This window comes from Mesorhizobium sp. ESP6-5, assembly GCF_020164695.1.
In the GTDB taxonomy this organism is placed as follows: domain Bacteria; phylum Pseudomonadota; class Alphaproteobacteria; order Rhizobiales; family Rhizobiaceae; genus Mesorhizobium; species Mesorhizobium australicum.
This window is the reverse complement of record NZ_JAIUGR010000004.1, coordinates 262,522-281,107: the sequence shown is the minus strand read 5'-3', so window position 1 is coordinate 281,107 and position 18,586 is coordinate 262,522. Positions and strand designations below refer to the sequence as shown.

Here is an 18,586-nt window from a genome sequence, read left to right as displayed (position 1 = left end):
TTCCGGCCGAAAAATACTGAAAATTAACCGGGTTGACCAAAGACCAGGTCGGCCGCCCGGCGCCGCGCAAGCACGCGTTCGATGTTGGGCATGTCGTTGGAGGCGATCCAGGCGCGCGCATCCGCCTCGGACCGTCCATGCTCGTGCCAGCGTTCCATCAGGCGGCGTTCGAGCTCGTTGCGCGGCACGTCGACGAAGATCGAGAAATCGAACAGCGGCGCCAGGCGCGACCACGGCTCCTCGTCTAGCAGCAGGTAATTGCCTTCCACCAGGATGAACTTGGTCTCGGCGCCGACAATTGCCGCGGCGGCGCGCGACAATTCCATGCCGCGGTCGAACACCGGAATGGCAATCTCGGCCTCGCCGGCGCGGATGCGCTTCAAAAGCGTCTCGAAGCCGCCAAAGTCGAACGTGTCGGGCGCGCCCTTTCGCGCCCGCAGACCGCGCCGCTCGAGCACGATGTCGTCATAGTGGAAGCCGTCCATGGGCACGACCTCCACCGCGCCTTCCGGCAAAAGGTCATGCAGGCTTGCCGACAGTGTCGACTTGCCGGCGCCCGGCGGCCCGGCAATGGCGACGATGAAGCGATTTGCCTTGCCGGCACGCTTGAAGATGGTGGCGGCGAGGTGGGCGATTTCGGACATTTTTCGGCTCCTTCCGCAGATTTTGGACGCATCTTGTCGGCGGTCGCTTGAAATTTCAAACCGCGATTTGCACGATTTAGAGCGACCGGTTGTGGAGTCAGCAGTGGCGACTGCGATTAGTCCGTTACGGCTTTGTCTTCAGCGCGCCGCTGGCTGGCCGATACGCAGAAATTCGCTATCGAACGGGACCTCCGATGCCGCGGCGCCAGCCAACCGCAGGTGGCCACCCGCCGTGGTGATCGCGCGCGGAGGCCCGCCACCCGACAGGGGCAACGCACCGATGACATGGCGGAACGAGACGCGATCCTGGCCGAGCTCGAACGCGGTCGCCACGCCCTCGCGCTTCAGCCAGTTGTCGCCAAGCGAGGCGGCGTGGCCGACCGCGGTGCGCCCATCCTCGATGCCGAGCACGCCGAGATGGCGGCCGCTCCACGGCGCGTAGTCGCGCCCGCCATTGCTGAACCAGAGCATGGTAACAGGCAGTTCGGCCGGGTTCTTCAGCACCAGCACCAAATCGTCCTCGGCCTGGCGCGCCAGCGCGGTCCAGCCCGGCCCGCCATGGTCGGCCTCGACCAGGGTGAGGAAATCCTCGCGCCGGTCATCCATGCGGTAATCCGCCAGATCGAGCGTGCCGCCGCCGGCAGCAGGGAAATGCCCGAGGTCCGACGACCGACCGGGGTAGGCCAGCATGAAGCGGCCGCGCACGGGGTCCGGCTCCAGCGGGTCGGCTGGCGTGGCGGCAAACCGCTTCGGCGAGAAAGCCAGCCTGCCGCCGCCTTTCATTGCCGTCATCGGGTGATGGGCGACCGAGATCGCGCCGGACCCGCCGGAAAACACATGTTCCTGGTAGAGGAAAGGATGGTCGTCGCGCAGCGTGAAAATCTTGTCGACGCTGGCGCCCATCACCTTGTGGCGCAGCCGGAAAACCGCGCGCCAGCCGCCATCCGTGGCGCCGCTGTCAACCACATCCCAGGCGCTGTTGGCCGGCCAGCCATGCAGCGGCGCCTCCTCGACATCGCTGCGCGAAAACGGCGCGCACAGAAAGTCGCCGGAGAGCCGGACGGTGCCCCGCGGCAGGTCTGGAGGCAGCGTCTCGCCCGCGTCGACCCAGGGTGCGCGGTGCAGCGGCTTCAATCGGCGCGCGCCGCTCTCGATGATCATGTCGGCGATGTGGCCGACCGTGAGGTCGAGCGAAACCGAAATGCCCTTGGCGTTGATCGTGACTGTATCCATGGCTCTCTCACCCGAATCCGAAGGGTGCCAAGAAGAACCCGTTCGGCGCACCGCGCAAGCGCGCGGGCGCGTATTTTGCATCGGTTTCGCGCTCGCTTCGTCGGAAAATGCCAGCCCTATTGCCGCTTGTAGTCCCGCACCGGCGATTTCGTCCCGTCGGTATAGGTCACCTGCACCGACATCGAGGTCACGCCTTCGGCGACCTTGAAATAGGGCTGGAAATCATCGGGGATGGCGTAGGGATCCCTGGCATTGCAGGGCGGTATGGGAAGGGTCTTGTCGAGCGCGGCACCATTCAGGCTGTAATGCACTTCCTTGATGGCGCAGCGGTAGGACAGCATCTGCGTGAAATAGACCAGCCCATGATTGCCGCTGGCGTCGAAGGCGATCCATGAGGTCCAGAACTGGTCGAGGATCTGCTTGTTGCCCTGTTGCAGGGCGGCATCCGGGTCGAAGCCTATGTCGAACGGGCCTGTCTCGCGCCCCCTGATGTCGAGGTATTTGATCGCGATCGTGGTCTGCGCCGTGCTGTCGGGCAATTCGAAGCTCGGATTGGGCATCGGCTTGCCGGTTCGCTGGTCGTTGAGCGCCAGCAGGCCGGTGTCGGTGAAGGGACCGCTGCCGCCAAGACGCCAGGATATCGCGGTCGCCGGCTCGGGCAGCGAAATGGTCATCGACCAGCCCTGGTTGGAACGCATCGGCGTCAGCGACGGCGCAAAGCGGGCGGGGTCGAGCACGTCGCCAAGGGCCGCCAGCCGGCTGCGGCCGCGGTCCAGCCAGTCGGCAAGCTGGGTCTGGTCGACGAAATATCCGAGCAGCCCGCCATGCTTCTCGTAAGAGACGAACTTGGTCAGCGCCTGGGCTTCGCTGCGCTTATCGGCCAGCGTCTGGCTGCCGAGCCGATCCTCCGAGAACTCCTGCGCCAACAGGAAATAGGCCGGCGCATAGTCCGGATTGGCCGCGATGAAGGCGTTGAGCTTGTCGAGCCGCTGGGTATCGTCGAACTGCAGCAGGTGGACGAGCTTGATCGATGGCGCCTTGGCTTTCTCCGCGAGCTGGCCGAACACCTCGCGGGCGCCGGCCTTGCCATCCTGGACCCGCAGAAGTGTGGCAAAGCGCGTATAGGGGTCGATGGCATCGACATCGAGGCCGGCAAAGGCGAGGTAGGAGCGCCGCGCGTTGAGCATGTCGCCCGAGAGCTCGTAGACGCGGGCATTGTGGTAGAACTCGTCCGGCCGCTTCGGCTCGGCGATGGCGCCGCCTTGCGCGGCCAAGGTGGCAAACTCCTTGGCTATCGTGTCGATCGAGGCGGCGATCTGCTCAGTCGTCGCCTGAAGCTTTTCGGCCTGGGCCACTTGCTGCTGCTGGCCGCCCACGAGTGTCTCGGTGGTTTGCTTGACCGCTTCGACGGTCCTTTGCGTCGCGGCGCCTTGGGCCGCTTGCTGCTGCTGGGCGGAGGCGATCTGATCGGTTTTCTGGGCAACCGTGTCGGTCGATTTCTTGACCTCTTCGACGGTCTTCTGGGTTTGCGTGACCGTCTGCTCGATCCTGGCCACCTTTTCGGCGACGATGCCCATCGACTGCTGCAGTTGCGCGATCGCCGGCACCAGGCTGGCGATGATGCCGTTCTGCGAATTGGTCTCCTTCTGCACGGCGTAGACGCCGCCGGCAACCGCCGCCGCACTGGTGGCGAACACCAGCGCCGGCAGCGCCTTGGCCGCCAGCACGAGCCTGAGCACGATGGCAATGGCGATGACGACGGCCGCGATCGAGGCAGCCAGCGCGATATAGGCGGCAAACGGCGCCAGCGGGTTGAGGATGTCGGAAACGGCGCCGCCGATGAAGGCGATGCTCCCGGCCCATTTGCCGGTGCGGCTGAGCGACGCCCTGATCAATGACGGCGCGGCGCCAGCCCCAATGTCAGCCATTTGCGAGCCCCCCTGCCGCCAGATGCCACGCTCCTTCCCACGGGAAACGCTGCTTTGGCAAGGAAAGACAGGAAACGGGCGATTTCGGGCGGTGGCAAGGCCTGGTTCCTCTTCCCCGCTTTGGCGGGTGGGGAAACAGGTCGCGCCGGCACTCGACATTCCCGGGGCTAACCGGCATTAACCAAATGGACGCACCCGCCGCGTTACGTTAGCTTCGCCTTATCTCAGCAACAGCATCGCCAGAACAGTCCAGCCCTTGTCCTTGCCGCGTCTCTTTCCGCTCTTCCAGAAAATCCTGGCTGTCCTGGCCCTGGCGGCCCTGACGGCCGGCTGCTCGACCACGGCCCCGCCCGACAGCGTTCTGGCCGTGCCGGCGCCGCCGCAGAAATACGCGGCCATCGTCGTCGACGGAAAGAGCGGCAAGCAGCTGTTCGAGGTCAATTCGACGGCGCAGCGTTATCCGGCCTCGCTGACCAAGATGATGACGCTCTATCTGCTGTTCGAGGCGATGGAGACCGGCCGCGTCACCAAGGAAACGCAAATCCCGGTTTCCGACCACGCCGCCTCGCAGCCGCCGACCAAGATGCGTTTCCGGCGCGGGGAGACGATCGACGTCGATTCCGCCATCCGCGCCATCGTCGTCAAATCGGCCAACGACGTGGCCGTGGCGGTGGGCGAATATCTCGGCGGCTCGGAAGACCAGTTCGCCGCCATGATGACATCCAAGGCGCGCCAGCTCGGCATGAGCAGCACCACCTTCCGCAACGCATCGGGCCTGCCCGACGACGGCCAGATGACGACCGCCCACGACATGGCGGTGCTCGGCATGTCACTGCAGCGGCGCTTCCCGCAGCACTTCCATTATTTCTCCGAAAGCGACTTCATGTTTCGCGGCCGGCTGGTGCGCGGCCATAATGACATGCTCGGCCGCGTGCGCGGCGTGAACGGCATCAAGACAGGCTATATCAGGGCTTCCGGCTTCAACATCGTCACCTCCTACGATGCCGACGGCCGCCAGCTGATCGTGGTGGTGATGGGCGCCGACAGTGCCCGCCAGCGCAACGACCATGTCGAAGCGCTGATCCAGCGCAGCCTGTCGCCCACCATGGCCGACACCAAGACCAGGCTGATGTTCGCCGAACAGCAGTGAAGTGAGGCGTGATCCGCGCAGCGGACAAAAAGCCAATTGCCTGGCTTTGTGAACGATGAACGGTGAAGACACGGTCCGCCCTTGGGCGGACGCCGACCCAAGTCGTGCCTTGGTCACTGTAAAAACCTTGCAGCCGGCTATCGTCTTGCGACTGTCACGCAATCGTGCGGAAGACGTGGCATAGGCTGCGAATCCGACAGTGGATAGGCGCCGTCGCCTCAGCGTATCCTAACTTACAGCGCAGGAGCCCATCATGAGCACCGTTCCCAAGGCATCCGAGCAGAAGTCGGCCGACAATGAGAACGACAGCGGCGGCGAGTATTTCGAGGCGCCGACCACGCAAGAGGATTCGCACGAGGTTTCCGACGAGCATTTCGACACGCCCGAAGTGCCGGACTCCGAGCCATCAGGTCCCGGCGCATCGCGGCTGAAGCCCAAGAAAAAGCCGTCGGCGATCTCGGGCCGCAAATTCCGCAAGCGCGACCTTGTACGCATCGACACGCTGCGTCCGAGCCTCGCCGACCGCATTCATTCGGACCACCCCGACCTGCCCAAGGGCGCGCGCATCAGCCGCGAGGAGCTCGGCCGCTACCGCATGCGCTACATGGAGGAGCTCTTACAGCAGGAGCACGGCGAATTCTCCGAGCTCGACCGCCAGGTGGTGGAATCGATCGCCCGGCAGGACACGATCTCGGAGAACAGTGAAGAAGAATTCGAGGAGCACCGCTCCTTCGCCGACCGCGTTTCCGACAACATGGCCGCATTCGGCGGCAGCTGGTGGTTCCTGATCTCGTTCGCCAGTGTGCTCCTGGTGTGGATCGGCATCAACCTGATCGCGGGCATGGCGGGCGCCTTCGACCCCTACCCCTTCATCCTGCTCAACCTGCTGCTCTCCTGCATCGCCGCCGTCCAGGCGCCGATCATCATGATGAGCCAGAGACGGACGGAGGCCAAGGATCGGCTGCGCTCCTTCAACGACTACCGCGTCAACCTCAAGGCCGAACTGGAAGTCCGCCACCTGCACGAAAAGCTCGACTACCTCATCTCGCGGCAATGGACGCGGCTGGCCGAGATGCAGCAGATGCAGCTCGATGCCATGCATGAGCTGGCGAGCGCCAAGAAGGCAAAGCGGGCGGTGCGCGGGCGGCGGCCGGTGAAGAGCCCGGTAGAGCAGTGAAGGGGTGAGGAGTGGTCCGTGTAGCGGACGAAAAGCCAACTGCTTGGCCTTTCGAGCTTCGAACGCCCTGAGCCTGCGAAGAGCAGGATGCCGTACGCGAGGCCCAGACGCATCAAGCCAAGTTCGCAACGCCGCCAATTGCCCGTTGAAGCCCGCGCCCGCTTCCGCTAAGAAGCCGTGACTTGCCGGTTCGCCGGCTGGTTCGTTTTCCGGGCTCTTCGCCCTGAAAGCACCCGTAGCTCAGCTGGATAGAGCGCTGCCCTCCGAAGGCAGAGGTCACAGGTTCGAATCCTGTCGGGTGCGCCACTCAAGCTTTTGATTTAATTGGTATCTTCGCGCCAATTTTGCGCGATGCCCCCTCCCAATACCCGTCCTGTCACAACGTTGTCACAGCAAATGGACGGACAAGCATGGCATCAATCAGAAAGCGGGGCGGAACCTGGCAGGCGCAGGTCCGCCGGGAAGGTCACAGGGCGATCACCAGATCGTTCGGCAAGAAAGCCGAGGCCGCGAAGTGGGCGAGAGAACAGGAAGGCCGCTTCGACGAGGGCGAGTTGCGGGCAAACGGTCAGAAGGAGCGTTCCTGCAGGCTGAAGGACCTCCTCAACCGGTATTCCCAAGCAATCACCCGGCACAAACGCGGCAGAGCAGCGGAACTGGCTCATATGCGGGCGATCCAGCGGCATCCTATTGCTGACGTTTCCGTGAAGCGCCTTACACCCCGGCAAATCGCGAGCTACCGCGACGACAGGCTTTCGGTCGTCTCTCCATCGACTGTCAGGCGTGAGAGGGTGATCCTTCTGCACTGTCTGCGCACGGCCGCGGATGAGTGGCAATTCCCGGTTCCAAAGCAATGCTTTTCGAACGTGTCCCGACCACGCGAAGCCGGAGCGAGATCTCGACGGCTCATGCCGGGCGAATTCGAAGCCATTTTGCGGGAATGCGATCGCGGCCCAAAATACCTGAGACCCCTCGTCCTGCTCGCCCTGGAGACTGGCATGCGACGTGGCGAACTGCTGTCGCTCACGTGGAGCAATGTCGATCTCGATCGGCGGCTGGCCTACCTCAGGGAAACCAAGAATGGAGAAGAGCGGACGGTTCCACTCTCACCGTCGGCGCGCGATCTGATCAGCGCAATCTCCCGGGACGATGGCCGTATACTTCCTTTTCACCGAATGCCGCGCGGCTAGCTTGGGAACGAATGAAACGGAGAGCCGGCATTGTGGATTTGAGGTTTCATGACCTGCGTCATGAAGCAATCAGCCGCTTTTTCGAAATGGGTCTGTCGCTGCCGGAAGTGGCGCTGATCAGCGGTCACAAGGACGCGCGCATGCTGGTCCGCTATGCCCATTTCACCGCCAGATCGATCGCCCGCAAACTTGTCAGATCAACAAAGGAACCTATCCATGCGGAGTAGAAAACTGGCACGGTTGCTGTCACTGGATGCATCAGCGGAGAAATTCCTGGAGCTGGCGAAATCATATCAGGCTTCGCGTCGGACCCGATCATCTTGGGACGGCCTGATCGCCTATTGCGAGAACAGGGATTACGGTTGTTCAAGGGCCAACGTGGCTGAACTGTCGGATCCGACCAACTGGTCAAGGACCGTGTCGGACGAGGGCCGAAAGCCGCGAATTGCCATCAAGATCGACGTCAATCAGCGCGGTAATCTGGTCATCACTCACAATGGCGGGGCCGACAAGATCGTTTTCCCCGAGGACTTCTCCAAACAATTTTGGGCGGTGCAGACAATGCGAGGCTGGCATGCATCGCCTGACCCCTGCAACTTGATGTGGGTACCGGATTTCAACCATCTCTGTGGCTCTGCTTACCACACCCGAAATCCTGTCGCTCAATCGCTTTGGCCGCTCTTCACACGCGTATCCAGGAATTGGTTTCCGAGATTTCTCAAAAGCTCACCATGGTTGCAGCCTCGACTACGAAGCTCATCTTCATAGACGGGGAGATCATTGGGATCGATATCGAGGAGAGCGAAGAGATGCGCCGGCTTGAGAAGGACATGTGGTACCGTGTTGCCTCCTCCCGTCACGGCGCTAAGCAGGGGCTTTGGAAAAGAGGGCGATGCATGGCCTTCCGCTGGCTACCTTGGCAGCATTCGAGCAGGAATGTGGGTGATACTCTAGGGTAAGCTTGGAAAGCTCGGGAGCAGCCTCTTCAAAACAAAATTCGCTTACGACATGCCGTCACGTCGAAATCAAAAAAGGGCATGTCTTCCATGCAAAATGAAGCAATCAAACTCGCGGAGACGTTCGGTTTCCGCATCCTGCCGGTGGCCAGTCCGCGGATGGGCGGGCCGGCAGCTGGAAAGAGGCCGCTCATCCCGGCTTGGCAACAGGCGGCTACGACCGATCCGGTTCAGATCGGCGCGTGGTTCAGTCGCTGGCCTATCGCCAACATCGGCATCGCAACTGGAGCTCAGTCGGGTGTCGTTGTTCTCGACGTTGATCACAAGAACGGCGGCATGGAGTCGCTTGAGCGGCTGCGGCAAGAAATCGAACTGCCGGAAACGCTGACCGCCAAGTCCGGTTCGGGTGGGCTCCACTTCTATTATCGCTATCCGCTTGACGAAGACGTTCGCAATAGCGCGGGCAAGCTTGGTCCTGGGCTCGACATTCGGGGCGAAGGCGGCTTTATCGTGGCACCTCCCTCGATGCATGCCTGTGGCCAGACCTACGAATGGGTGAACCTCTAATGACTATTTCAGAAGCACCGCGGCTCATTGAGCTTATCCTGGGAACGAGGTCCAGCAGGCAGCATGCTCCCGGGCAGCAGGCCATCCAGCAGGGCAACAGAAACACTGCACTGACGAGCGTCGCTGGACGACTTCGACGCAGGGGGGCATCTCGCGAATATATCGAGAACCAGCTGGGAATTGTGAACCATGGTCTCGAAAGACCTCTGCCCATCGCCGAAGTTCAGGGCATTGCGGCGAGTGTGTCTCGCTATGAGCCTGCATCGGATCTGACTGAACAGGGCGTCGCGGAGATTTTCGCTCGTCGCTCCGAAGACAAGCTTCGGTACAGCCCCTCGTTCGGTTGGCTGCTTTTGATGCAGGTGTGTGGAAATCGGACCTGCAGGGCCTTTTCGTGCAGGAGTCCGTCAAGGATCTGGTCGGCGAGTTGCATGACGCCTTGGACGTCGACCAGACACTGGCCGGCGAGATGCGGACCTTGCGCACCAAACAGCTTCGAGCCTTGCGTCGCAGCACGCCGATCGCAAATATTGCCAAACTGGCCCGCTCAGCGCCTGAGCTCCTCGACGTGGATGACTGGCCTGACTGCCCTGATCTCCTCAACTTTCAAAACGGTACGCTCGACCTGCGATCTATGGAACTCCGAGATCATGATCCCACGGACCGGCTTCGGACAATCCTCCCCTACGCCTATGATCCCAAGGCGCAAGCGCCGCATTTTCATCGCACGCTCGACGATGCCATTGATGAAGATAGCGTCAAATTTCTGCTTCGCCTCTATGGCTATGCGCTCTCGGGAAGGGGTGGTGAGCAGAAACTGGCCGTGTTCGTGGGACCAGGAAGGAATGGAAAATCCACGATTGCCGAAGCCGTTCGGCATGCACTCGGTTCTTACGCGGCGACTGCCAACCCCGAGACGTTCATGAGGCAGAATAACAAGCCGGCGATCAACAATGATATCGCCGCCTTGTGCGGGGTTCGGCTGGTCACGACGTCGGAGCTTAGTGCTGACCAGAAGCTCGACTCCGCGCTGATGAAAAGGATGACAGGCGGAGAGCGGATGAAAGCCCGGTTTCTGCACAAAGAGTCTTCGAGTTCGATTTCAACGCCTTAATTGTGATGGTCTCGAATTTTTCTCCGCTGTTCGACGCTAGCGACGCCGGTATCGCTCGCCGCCTTTTGTTCGTGCCCTTCGACAGGGTCGTGCCTGATGGGGCCGTCGACAAGCATCTGCCGCAGAAGCTGATGGGGGAAGCTCCCGGCATCATGAACCTGCTGCTGCAAGGATACCAGGACTACACGTCTCGCGGACTGGACATTCCCGAACCCGTGAGGCGCAAGACCGCGGAGATCCTGAAGCACCACAATCAGGCACTTCGCTTCCTCGAGGATCGGTGTGTCCTAGAGCCTGCCGGTCGGGTGATGGCCCGCGACTTGTATGGCGACTACGAGACATGGTCTCTTTTGGAACGGATCAAGCCGATGAGCGAACGATCGTTCAAGGCCGCCATCGAGAGGACTACCTCTCTGCATCAAAAGCGGGTCGCGTCTGGGCAAGAATGGCAGGGCATTCGCCTGAAACGCGGTAATAATTCCAGATAGTCGCGAGTCAGGCTGCTGGTGGTGGTGTAGGTAATGTAGTGATTTACCTATTCATTCTCTTGTGAAAGAGATGGAAAAAGAATAGGAAAAAACTACATTATCTACATGCCAGCACCGGACCATTCACCAACGCTCAACTCATCGCGATCTGAACAAGCTGAGCAGATTGAACGTTCCCCACATCCGCCTTGGCGGGCACTTCCGAGCCGGACGATTGCCAAGATGCTTGGGGTCAGTCTTCAGTCGTTGGCTAACTGGCGTGTCCGCGAAAGCGGGCCCAACCCAGAACCGCCAGTTTCAGGCAAGGGAAACCGCGTCTTCTATCGCCCAGATGAGGTTACGAGTTGGCTCGTTGATCGCTCCGTCGCACCATGGGAAGTCAGCTATGCTTGGCTTGAGCGCAGAGGGCTGGTAGTTGAACCGGCGACCGAACAGTCAACGGAGTTCCTTATCAAGGCCGCGGACCCGTTCGTCTAAAATTCGGCGCTAGGTCTGGCCGGCGACCAGCCGGCAGGGGTGTCACGAGAGGGGCAGTCGCCGCTGCTGAGCGTCGACAATCGAAATGAAGATCATCGACAATATTTCGGAGCGGCTTGGAGACGATCTGAAGGGCGTGATCGAACGCGGAGCGCGGGTTAAGATTGCTGCGTCCTGCTTCTCAATCTATGCCTTCGAAGCGCTCAAGGTCGAGCTTTCCAAGATTGAAAGCCTTCAGTTTATCTTCACTGCTCCGACGTTCGTGCCGGCAGACGTCACGGACCGCCTGCGCAAGGAGCGGCGGGAGTTCTTCATCCCGAAAGCGCGGCGGGAGAGCGGCCTCTACGGAACGGAGTTTGAAATACAGCTCCGCAACAAGCTGACGCAAAGGGCCGTGGCGCGCGAATGCGCCGACTGGATCCGCAAGAAGGCCAGGTTTCGGTCGAATACAAAGAAAGCCCCGATGCAGCAGTTCCTGCATGTGGCGAGCGTCGACAGCGGAATTGCCTACATGCCGATCAGCGGCTTCACCGCTGTCGATCTCGGCTACCAGAAAGGCGACGCCGTCTCGAATTTTGTGACTCGGTTCGACGATCCGAGCCACACGCAGATGTACCTCCAGCTGTTCGATCAAATCTGGTCAGACCCGGAGAAGCTAGAGGATGTCACGGCCGCAATCTGCGACCACATCGAGTCAGTCTATCAAGAGAATTCGCCGGAGCGCATCTACTTTCTGATGTTGTACAACATCTTCCAGGACTTCCTCGAGGACATCGACGAAGACGTTTTGCCAAACGACCTTACCGGCTACCGCGACAGCGTGGTCTGGAATAAGCTCTTCAACTATCAGAAGGACGCCGCCACTGGCATCATCAACAAGCTCGAAACCTATAACGGCTGTATCCTTGCCGACAGTGTCGGTTTGGGCAAGACATTCACGGCGCTGGCCGTGATCAAATACTACGAGCTACGCAACCGATCCGTCCTGGTGCTCTGCCCCAAGAAGCTCGCCGATAACTGGCGGAACTACAATACCAACTTGACGACCAACGTTTTTGCCAAGGACCGCTTCAACTACGATGTCCTCTGCCACACCGACCTGTCGCGGACGACGGGCGAGTCCTTCGGCATTCCGCTCAACCGAGTGAACTGGGGGAATTACGATCTCGTCGTGATCGATGAGTCGCACAATTTCCGGAACAACGATGTCTTCAAGGACCGGGAAACTCGCTATCAGAAACTGATGAACAACGTCATCCGCGAAGGCGTAAAGACCAAGGTCCTGATGCTCTCCGCGACGCCGGTGAACAATCGCTTCACCGACCTGCGCAACCAGCTCGCGCTCGCCTACGAAGGGCAGTCGGAGGCTCTCAGCCAGAACCTGAAGTCGCAAACCAGCATCGAGGAAATCTTCCGCCGTGCGCAGAAGGCTTTCAACGCATGGACGTTGCTGCCTCCGGACGAGCGGACAGCAGCCTCGATCCTCAAGGCGCTGGATTTCGATTTCTTCGAGCTTCTCGACGCCGTGACGATCGCCCGGTCGCGCAGGCACATCGAGACCTTCTACGACACGAAGGATATCGGCAAGTTCCCCCAGCGCCGGAAGCCGCTGTCCTTCCACTGTCCTATTACGCAGCGGGTGGACGTTATGGGCCTGAACGACATCTTCTCCCAACTGTCGTTGCTGAAGCTCGCGGTGTATGCCCCCATCAGTTACATCCTTCCGAGCCGGCTCCGGAGATACGAGGAGATTTACGATACCCAGGTGGAGGGTGGCCGGGGCAAGCTTCGGCAGGCCGATCGCGAACGCAGCCTTCAGGCGCTGATGACCACCAACCTGCTCAAGCGCCTCGAAAGCTCCGTCGAAGCGTTCCGTCTCACCTTGCGCTCGCTCAGCGGGAACATCGCGCGAGCCTTGGATGCCATTCACGATTTCGAGCGGTCAGGCGGCACGCTAAGTGTGAGCGATTTTCTGGCTGACGAGGAGTTGCTCGACGATGAAGACGACGATTTGGCCGGACTGGGCGACTTCACCGTAGGCAAGAAGGTGCAGATCAGCCTTGGCGACATGGATCTGCCGTCGTGGAAGCATGATCTTAAGGCCGATCTCGTGCTCATCGAGGACCTGACCGCCTCGATGGACAAAGTCGAACCGGACGATGACGCCAAGCTTCAGCACCTCTTGGAGGTGCTCCGGCAGAAGGTGCGCGAGCCCCTCAATCCTGGGAACAGGAAGGTTCTGATCTTCACGGCCTTCGCCGATACCGCGAACTACCTCTATGCCAATCTGGCGCCGTTCGCGCAGCAGCTTGGATTGCAGACCGGCAAGGTGACGGGCTCCGGCATGCCGAAAACCACGCTCAAGAAGAGCTATGACTTTCAGGGTGTGCTTACGCTCTTTTCGCCCCGATCCAAGGAGAAAACTATCGTTCTGCCCAACGAGCCCGGCGAGCTGGATGTCCTGATCGGAACGGACTGCATTTCCGAAGGCCAGAACCTTCAGGACTGTGACTATCTCGTCAACTACGATATCCACTGGAACCCGGTGCGCATCATTCAGCGCTTCGGCCGGATCGACCGCATAGGGTCGCAGAACGCCCAAATCCAGTTGGTGAACTATTGGCCTGACATCTCGCTCGACGAGTACATCAACCTCAAAGAACGCGTCGAAAACCGCATGGTCATCGCCGACGTGAGCGCCACCGGCGATGACAATGTCCTCACCGCCAAGAGCAGCGACATCGCCTATCGCAAGGACCAACTGAAGCGCCTTCAGGAAGAGGTCATCGAGCTAGAGGATGTGAAGACCGGCATCTCGATCACGGATCTCGGCCTCAACGACTTCCGGATGGACCTGCTCAACTACGTCAAGGAGCACAGCGAACTCGACAACCTGCCGAACGGTATGCACGCAGTTGTTCCCGCGCAGCCTGAGCTGGGCCTTCGACCGGGCGCGATCTTCGCGCTCAAGAACATCCACGACAGCGTCAACATCAACCAGCAGAACCGGCTGCACCCCTACTATCTGGTCTATATCGGCAATGACGGCGAGATCGTCGCTGACCACACCGAGGTGAAGCGCCTGCTCGACCTCGTCCGTTCAAGCTGCAAAGGCCGGCCAGAACCGATCCACGACGTCTGCCGCACCTTCAACGAGCGCACGCAGGACGGCCGGAAGATGGATCGTTACTCCGAGCTGCTGAGCAGCGCCATCCGATCGATGATCGAAGTGAAGGAAGAGAAGGATATCGACAGCCTGTTCAGCAGTGGCCGTACTACGGCGCTGGTGCATAGCATCGCTGGGTTGAATGATTTCGAGCTGATCGCCTTTGTCGTGATCGAGGGGTCAGCGCATGACGGCCTTCTTTGATTATCCCAAAAGCGCCGCCTTCGGTCGCGTCGTGCCGAAGAACAAGATATACGAGCACGCCGGCGCCAACGCCGCGCTAAAGGACCTTTTTGTGCGCGAGGTTGACCAGATTGTCTGGTCCTACAAGCTGGCTCCTGAGACGATCAACCTGCCCGCCACCAAGACGGTGATCGAGATCCAGGTCTTTCGCGTCTCGCTCAAGACCACGACATTGGACCGCGACGTGCTGCGCGCCATCGACCGGGCGGTCCCCTTTCCGTTGATCTTCGAGCTGACCCACAATGGCCGCGTCAAGCTCGCTGCCGCCTACAAGCGACCGAGCGAGGCAGACAGCACCCGCCGGGTGATAGGCGACTATTTTGAGACCCAGTGGCTGGCCAACGATACACCGCGCACGCCGTTTCCTCTAGCACTGGATATGAGCTCGCTCTACGAGCGACTGCTGAGCCCGCTGGTCACCGCGCAGACTGAACGCCTGGTCCCCGGCATGGGCGAAGCGCCGCAGGCGCCTTTCACCGCCGCGCCAGGGGTGGCTCCGGTCTCGCTGGAGGCGCGTATCGCGTTGGCCGAGGCGATCAAGGCGAAGGCGCGCGACATCGAGCGGATCCGGGCGCGGATCGCCCGCGAGAAGCAATTCAACAAGCGCGTGGCGATCAATGCCGAACTGCGAGCGGCGAAACAGGAACTGGAGTGGCTGACCGCAGGCGATCCCTTCGGCGCTGTGACGGACAAGTAAGAGGACAAGTATGGAAAAGCTGAAGATGCACAGCCCCGACCTGACACAGGAGAATATCGCGAAAATCCGCGCGCTGTTTCCCGGCTGCGTCACCGAGGCAACGGACAATACCGGGAAGGCCCGGCTGGCTGTCGATTTTGATCAGCTTCGCCAAGAGCTTAGCGACCACATTGTAGACGGCCGATGGGAGCGTTACCGCTTGGACTGGCCAGGAAAGCAGGAGGCGCTGCTGGCCTCAAATGCACCCATTGCAAGGACGCTTCGTCCCGCAGTTGGCGAAAGCGTAAATTTCGAGGCGACAGGCAACCTCTTCATCGAAGGCGACAATCTCGAAGCGCTCAAGCTTCTTCAAGAAACCTATTTGGGGCAGGTAAAGCTCATCTACATCGATCCACCCTATAATACGGGTCGAGATTTCGTCTACGACGATGACTTTTCCGAAGACTCAGAAGCATTCTTGCTAAAATCCCTGCAGACAAGCGCGACAGGAGAGAAGTTGGTCGCTAACCCTGACTCAAACGGCCGCTTCCACTCCGACTGGCTCACGATGATGTATTCTCGTGTGCGTCTTGCGAAAAACCTACTCTCCGATGACGGAGTCTTCTTGACATCGATCGACGACGGCGAAGTCTCCAACCTTCGAAAGATATGCGATGAAATTTTCGGCGAGGAGCAATTTGCAGCCCAGATCATTTGGAAGAAGAGAAATACACCGCCCAACGATAAGGTAATCGGTGCCCAACACGATTATATCCTGGTTTACATAAAGAAGGACCTCACGGGACTTAATCTCCGGCCTAGAAGCGATGAGCAGATCGCTCGGTACAAGAACCCAGATAACCACCCAAAGGGCCCGTGGGTTGCTGGCGACTTGACTGCCAATGTCAAAGGCGGGAGGTACTCCCAAGCGCTTTATTTTCCAATTGTAAACCCAAACACAGGCAAAGAATTCTATCCCACCAACAACGGAAATTGGCGCTTTAATCGCGAGCGCATTAACAATCTTATTTCTAACGATGAGATTTACTTTGGTCGCGATGGGGAGGCGTCCCCAAAGCTCAAGCGCTTCCTGTGCGATGTAAAAGATGGCGCAACGTGGACTACTTTGTGGGATTTTGCTCCGCTAAATACATCCGGATCTAGCGAGATGGATGAGATATTTGGTAATTCTGTCCTTTTTGAAAATCCTAAACCGATCGGACTGCTGGAGTACATTATCGACCTGGGTGCAAACCCAAAGGCTATTGTAATGGACTTCTTCGCCGGTGCCTCGACTACGGCGCATGCGGTTTTAAGAAAAAATGCTCTGGACGGCGGATGTCGTAGGTTCATCATGGTTCAACTACCGGAGCCGACCCATGACCAATCCGAGGCCTTTAAGGCTGGTTACAAAACCATCGCTGAGATATCGAAGGAACGCATCCGGCGTGCCGGAGCCGAAGTTCTTAGTAAGAAATCCCATCCCGATTGGAACAAGGATGTCGGCTTTCGCGTCCTGAAAATCGACACGTCGAACATGCAGGACGTCTACTACCGTCCGGATGAGGTCGATCAGAGGGACCTGCTCCACGCGGTTGACAACATCAAGCCGGACCGCACCGCCGAAGACCTGCTTTTCCAGGTGCTCGTCGATTGGGGCGTCGATCTGACGCTCCCGATCCGTCGCGAGACGGTGAAGGGCAAGACCATCTTTTTCGTGGACGAGAACGCGCTCGTCGCCTGCTTCGATACGGGCGTGACCGAGGAACTGGTGAAGGAACTCGCCAGCCACGAGCCCTTGCGCGTGGTTTTCCGCGACAACGGCTTCGTCTCGGACGCCGTGAAGATCAATGTCGAGCAAGTGTTCCGCCAGCTCTCCCCCGGCACTGACGTCAAGTCGGTCTGAGACGATGGATGCCGCGCTTAAAGCCGTTCTGACCGAACTTATCTCCATATGGGAGAACGAAGTTGTAGAATTCAAGGAAGCGACCGACACATTCGATACCGACAAGATAGGTCGGTATTTCTCGGCTCTTTCCAACGAAGCGAACCTTCGTGGCAAGGAGCGCGCGTGGCTTGTCTTCGGCGTCAGAAACTCAACACGCACTATCGTCGGCACTGATTATCGTGTTCAGCCTGACAGGCTGCAGTCGCTGAAGCAGCAGATTACCGCAGATACCGAGCCAAGCGTCACGTTCCGCAACATCCACGAACTGCATGATCCCAGCGGACGTGTGGTGATGATGGAAGTACCGGCGGCACCGCGGGGACTGCCGATAGCCTGGAAGGGGCACTACCACGCCCGGGCAGGCGAAAGCCTTGCTCCCATGGGCTTGGACAAGCAAGACGAAATCCGCAACCAGACGCTGAGCGGCGATTGGAGCGCGCAGGTGGTCGAGACTGCCACCACGGATCATTTGGATCCCTTGGCATGTCAACGCGCACGGGCAGCTTTCTCGAAGAAGCACGCCAACCGGTTCACATCGGAAGAGATCGCGAGCTGGGGATTGGAGACCATGCTCGACCGTGCGAAAGTGACCCAGGATGGCAAGATCACCCGAACGGCGTTGCTACTGCTTGGCAAGCCTGAGTCGGCCTATCTTCTTTCGCCTCATCCCGCCCAAATAACTTGGAAGTTGGAGGGGCCTGAACGGGCTTATGAGCACTTCGGCCCACCCTTTTTGCTGAAGACAACCGAGTTGTTCCGAAAGATCCGGAACATCCAGCTCCGACTTCTCCCGGAGGACGAGTTGCTGCCGTACGAAGTTTCAAAATACGACCAGGTGGTCGTTCTGGAGGCGTTGCATAATTGCATTGCCCATCAAGATTACAGTCGTAGTGGCCGCGTCGTCGTCACTGAGTATCCCGCAAAGTTGACCTTCGAGAATGAAGGAACCTTTTTTGAAGGCGGACCGGACGATTATGTAGCGGGAACCAAAACTCCCCGCCGCTATCGCAATCCCTTCCTGACCCAGGCCATGACAGAACTGAACATGATCGACACCATGGGCTATGGGATCCATCGGATGTTCGATGAGCAGCGCAAGCGCTATTTCCCGCTTCCCGACTATGCGCTTTCCGACAATGGTGTCTGCTTGACGATCCATGGCGGCGTCGTGGATCCAGCCTACACGCGGAGGCTGATGGAAAACTCCGGCCTTCAACTCCAGGATGTTCTTGCGCTGGACCGCGTGCAGAAAAAGCTGCCTATTCCGGATGACGCCGTCATAAGGCTTCGGCGCGCCAAGCTAATTGAGGGCCGGAGGCCAAATCTGCACGTGTCCGCCACAGTGGCCGATGCTACTTCCCAGAAGGCGCAGTACATCAAGACTCGGCCCTTCGACGATCATCATTATGAGGAGATGGTGGTCAATTTTCTACGAAAGTTCGGGCGGGCCTCACGAAAGGACATTGACGACCTTCTTTGGAACAAGCTCAGCGATGCGCTGGACGCTAATCAAAAAAGAAATAAAATTGGCAATCTTCTCAGTCACTTAAGGAGGAGCGGCCGTATGCGAAACGCGGGCTCCCGAGCTTTGCCCGATTGGCGACTCATGGACTGAAGCGTGAACATCGT

The 18,586-nt window shown here is 59.6% G+C and carries 14 protein-coding genes, 1 tRNA gene and 1 pseudogene; 13 read left to right on the top strand and 3 right to left on the bottom strand.

What is annotated here, in order from left to right:
* Nucleotides 1-23: 23 nt before the first annotated feature.
* From LB524_RS08260 to LB524_RS08250, 3 genes are all read right to left on the bottom strand, one after another.
* Nucleotides 24-644 carry a nucleoside triphosphate hydrolase gene (locus LB524_RS08260; RefSeq protein ID WP_140615341.1) on the bottom strand — a complete coding sequence of 207 codons (621 nt, stop codon included), beginning with the start codon at nucleotides 642-644 and terminating at the stop codon, nucleotides 24-26.
* Between the two features lie 138 nt (nucleotides 645-782).
* Nucleotides 783-1,877 carry a hypothetical protein gene (locus LB524_RS08255; protein ID WP_224525176.1) on the bottom strand — a complete coding sequence of 365 codons (1,095 nt, stop codon included), beginning with the start codon at nucleotides 1,875-1,877 and terminating at the stop codon, nucleotides 783-785.
* A 116-nt stretch (nucleotides 1,878-1,993) separates the two neighbouring features.
* Nucleotides 1,994-3,805, bottom strand: a complete 1,812-nt coding sequence (locus LB524_RS08250) for a methyl-accepting chemotaxis protein (RefSeq protein ID WP_224525173.1) — start codon at nucleotides 3,803-3,805, stop codon at nucleotides 1,994-1,996.
* 256 nt (nucleotides 3,806-4,061) lie between these two features.
* Between LB524_RS08250 and LB524_RS08245 the strand changes: the two genes are divergently transcribed.
* From LB524_RS08245 to LB524_RS08190, 13 genes and pseudogenes are all read left to right on the top strand, one after another.
* Nucleotides 4,062-4,955 (top strand): D-alanyl-D-alanine carboxypeptidase family protein, encoded by an 894-nt coding sequence (locus LB524_RS08245; protein ID WP_041163258.1) that lies wholly within the window; start codon nucleotides 4,062-4,064, stop codon nucleotides 4,953-4,955.
* A gap of 253 nt (nucleotides 4,956-5,208) precedes the next feature.
* Complete coding sequence (locus LB524_RS08240) at nucleotides 5,209-6,132, top strand: DUF1003 domain-containing protein (protein ID WP_224525170.1); 924 nt, start codon at nucleotides 5,209-5,211, stop codon at nucleotides 6,130-6,132.
* 229 nt (nucleotides 6,133-6,361) lie between these two features.
* A tRNA-Arg gene (locus LB524_RS08235) sits at nucleotides 6,362-6,438 on the top strand.
* Between the two features lie 104 nt (nucleotides 6,439-6,542).
* Entirely contained in the window at nucleotides 6,543-7,322 is a 780-nt protein-coding gene (locus LB524_RS28810) for a tyrosine-type recombinase/integrase (protein WP_263486537.1), read from the top strand.
* 32 nt (nucleotides 7,323-7,354) lie between these two features.
* A complete protein-coding gene (locus LB524_RS28805) occupies nucleotides 7,355-7,549 on the top strand; it encodes a tyrosine-type recombinase/integrase (RefSeq protein WP_318012219.1) in 195 nt (64 codons plus the stop codon).
* A gap of 819 nt (nucleotides 7,550-8,368) precedes the next feature.
* The gene (locus LB524_RS08225; RefSeq protein ID WP_224525167.1) at nucleotides 8,369-8,845 is read left to right on the top strand and encodes a bifunctional DNA primase/polymerase; all 477 of its coding nucleotides are present in this window, start codon (nucleotides 8,369-8,371) and stop codon (nucleotides 8,843-8,845) included.
* Nucleotides 8,830-9,093 (top strand): annotated as a pseudogene (locus LB524_RS29065) (primase C-terminal domain-containing protein); the annotation flags it as partial. The gene LB524_RS08225 and the pseudogene LB524_RS29065, both read left to right, overlap by 16 nt.
* A 95-nt stretch (nucleotides 9,094-9,188) precedes the next feature.
* Nucleotides 9,189-9,959, top strand: coding sequence for a phage/plasmid primase, P4 family (locus LB524_RS08215; protein WP_224525151.1), 771 nt, complete (start codon nucleotides 9,189-9,191; stop codon nucleotides 9,957-9,959).
* A gap of 5 nt (nucleotides 9,960-9,964) precedes the next feature.
* On the top strand, nucleotides 9,965-10,447 hold the full coding sequence (locus tag LB524_RS08210; protein ID WP_224525148.1) for a hypothetical protein: 483 nt from the start codon (nucleotides 9,965-9,967) through the stop codon (nucleotides 10,445-10,447).
* A gap of 562 nt (nucleotides 10,448-11,009) precedes the next feature.
* A complete protein-coding gene (locus tag LB524_RS08205; protein ID WP_224525145.1) occupies nucleotides 11,010-14,294 on the top strand; it encodes a helicase-related protein in 3,285 nt (1,094 codons plus the stop codon).
* Nucleotides 14,278-15,030, top strand: a complete 753-nt coding sequence (locus tag LB524_RS08200) for a DUF4391 domain-containing protein (protein ID WP_224525142.1) — start codon at nucleotides 14,278-14,280, stop codon at nucleotides 15,028-15,030. The genes LB524_RS08205 and LB524_RS08200 overlap by 17 nt, the downstream gene beginning before the upstream one ends.
* 10 nt (nucleotides 15,031-15,040) lie before the next feature.
* On the top strand, nucleotides 15,041-16,915 hold the full coding sequence (locus LB524_RS08195; RefSeq protein ID WP_224525139.1) for a site-specific DNA-methyltransferase: 1,875 nt from the start codon (nucleotides 15,041-15,043) through the stop codon (nucleotides 16,913-16,915).
* Nucleotides 16,916-16,919: 4 nt separating this feature from the next.
* Nucleotides 16,920-18,572 (top strand): RNA-binding domain-containing protein, encoded by a 1,653-nt coding sequence (locus tag LB524_RS08190; RefSeq protein ID WP_224525136.1) that lies wholly within the window; start codon nucleotides 16,920-16,922, stop codon nucleotides 18,570-18,572.
* Nucleotides 18,573-18,586 lie beyond the last annotated feature (14 nt).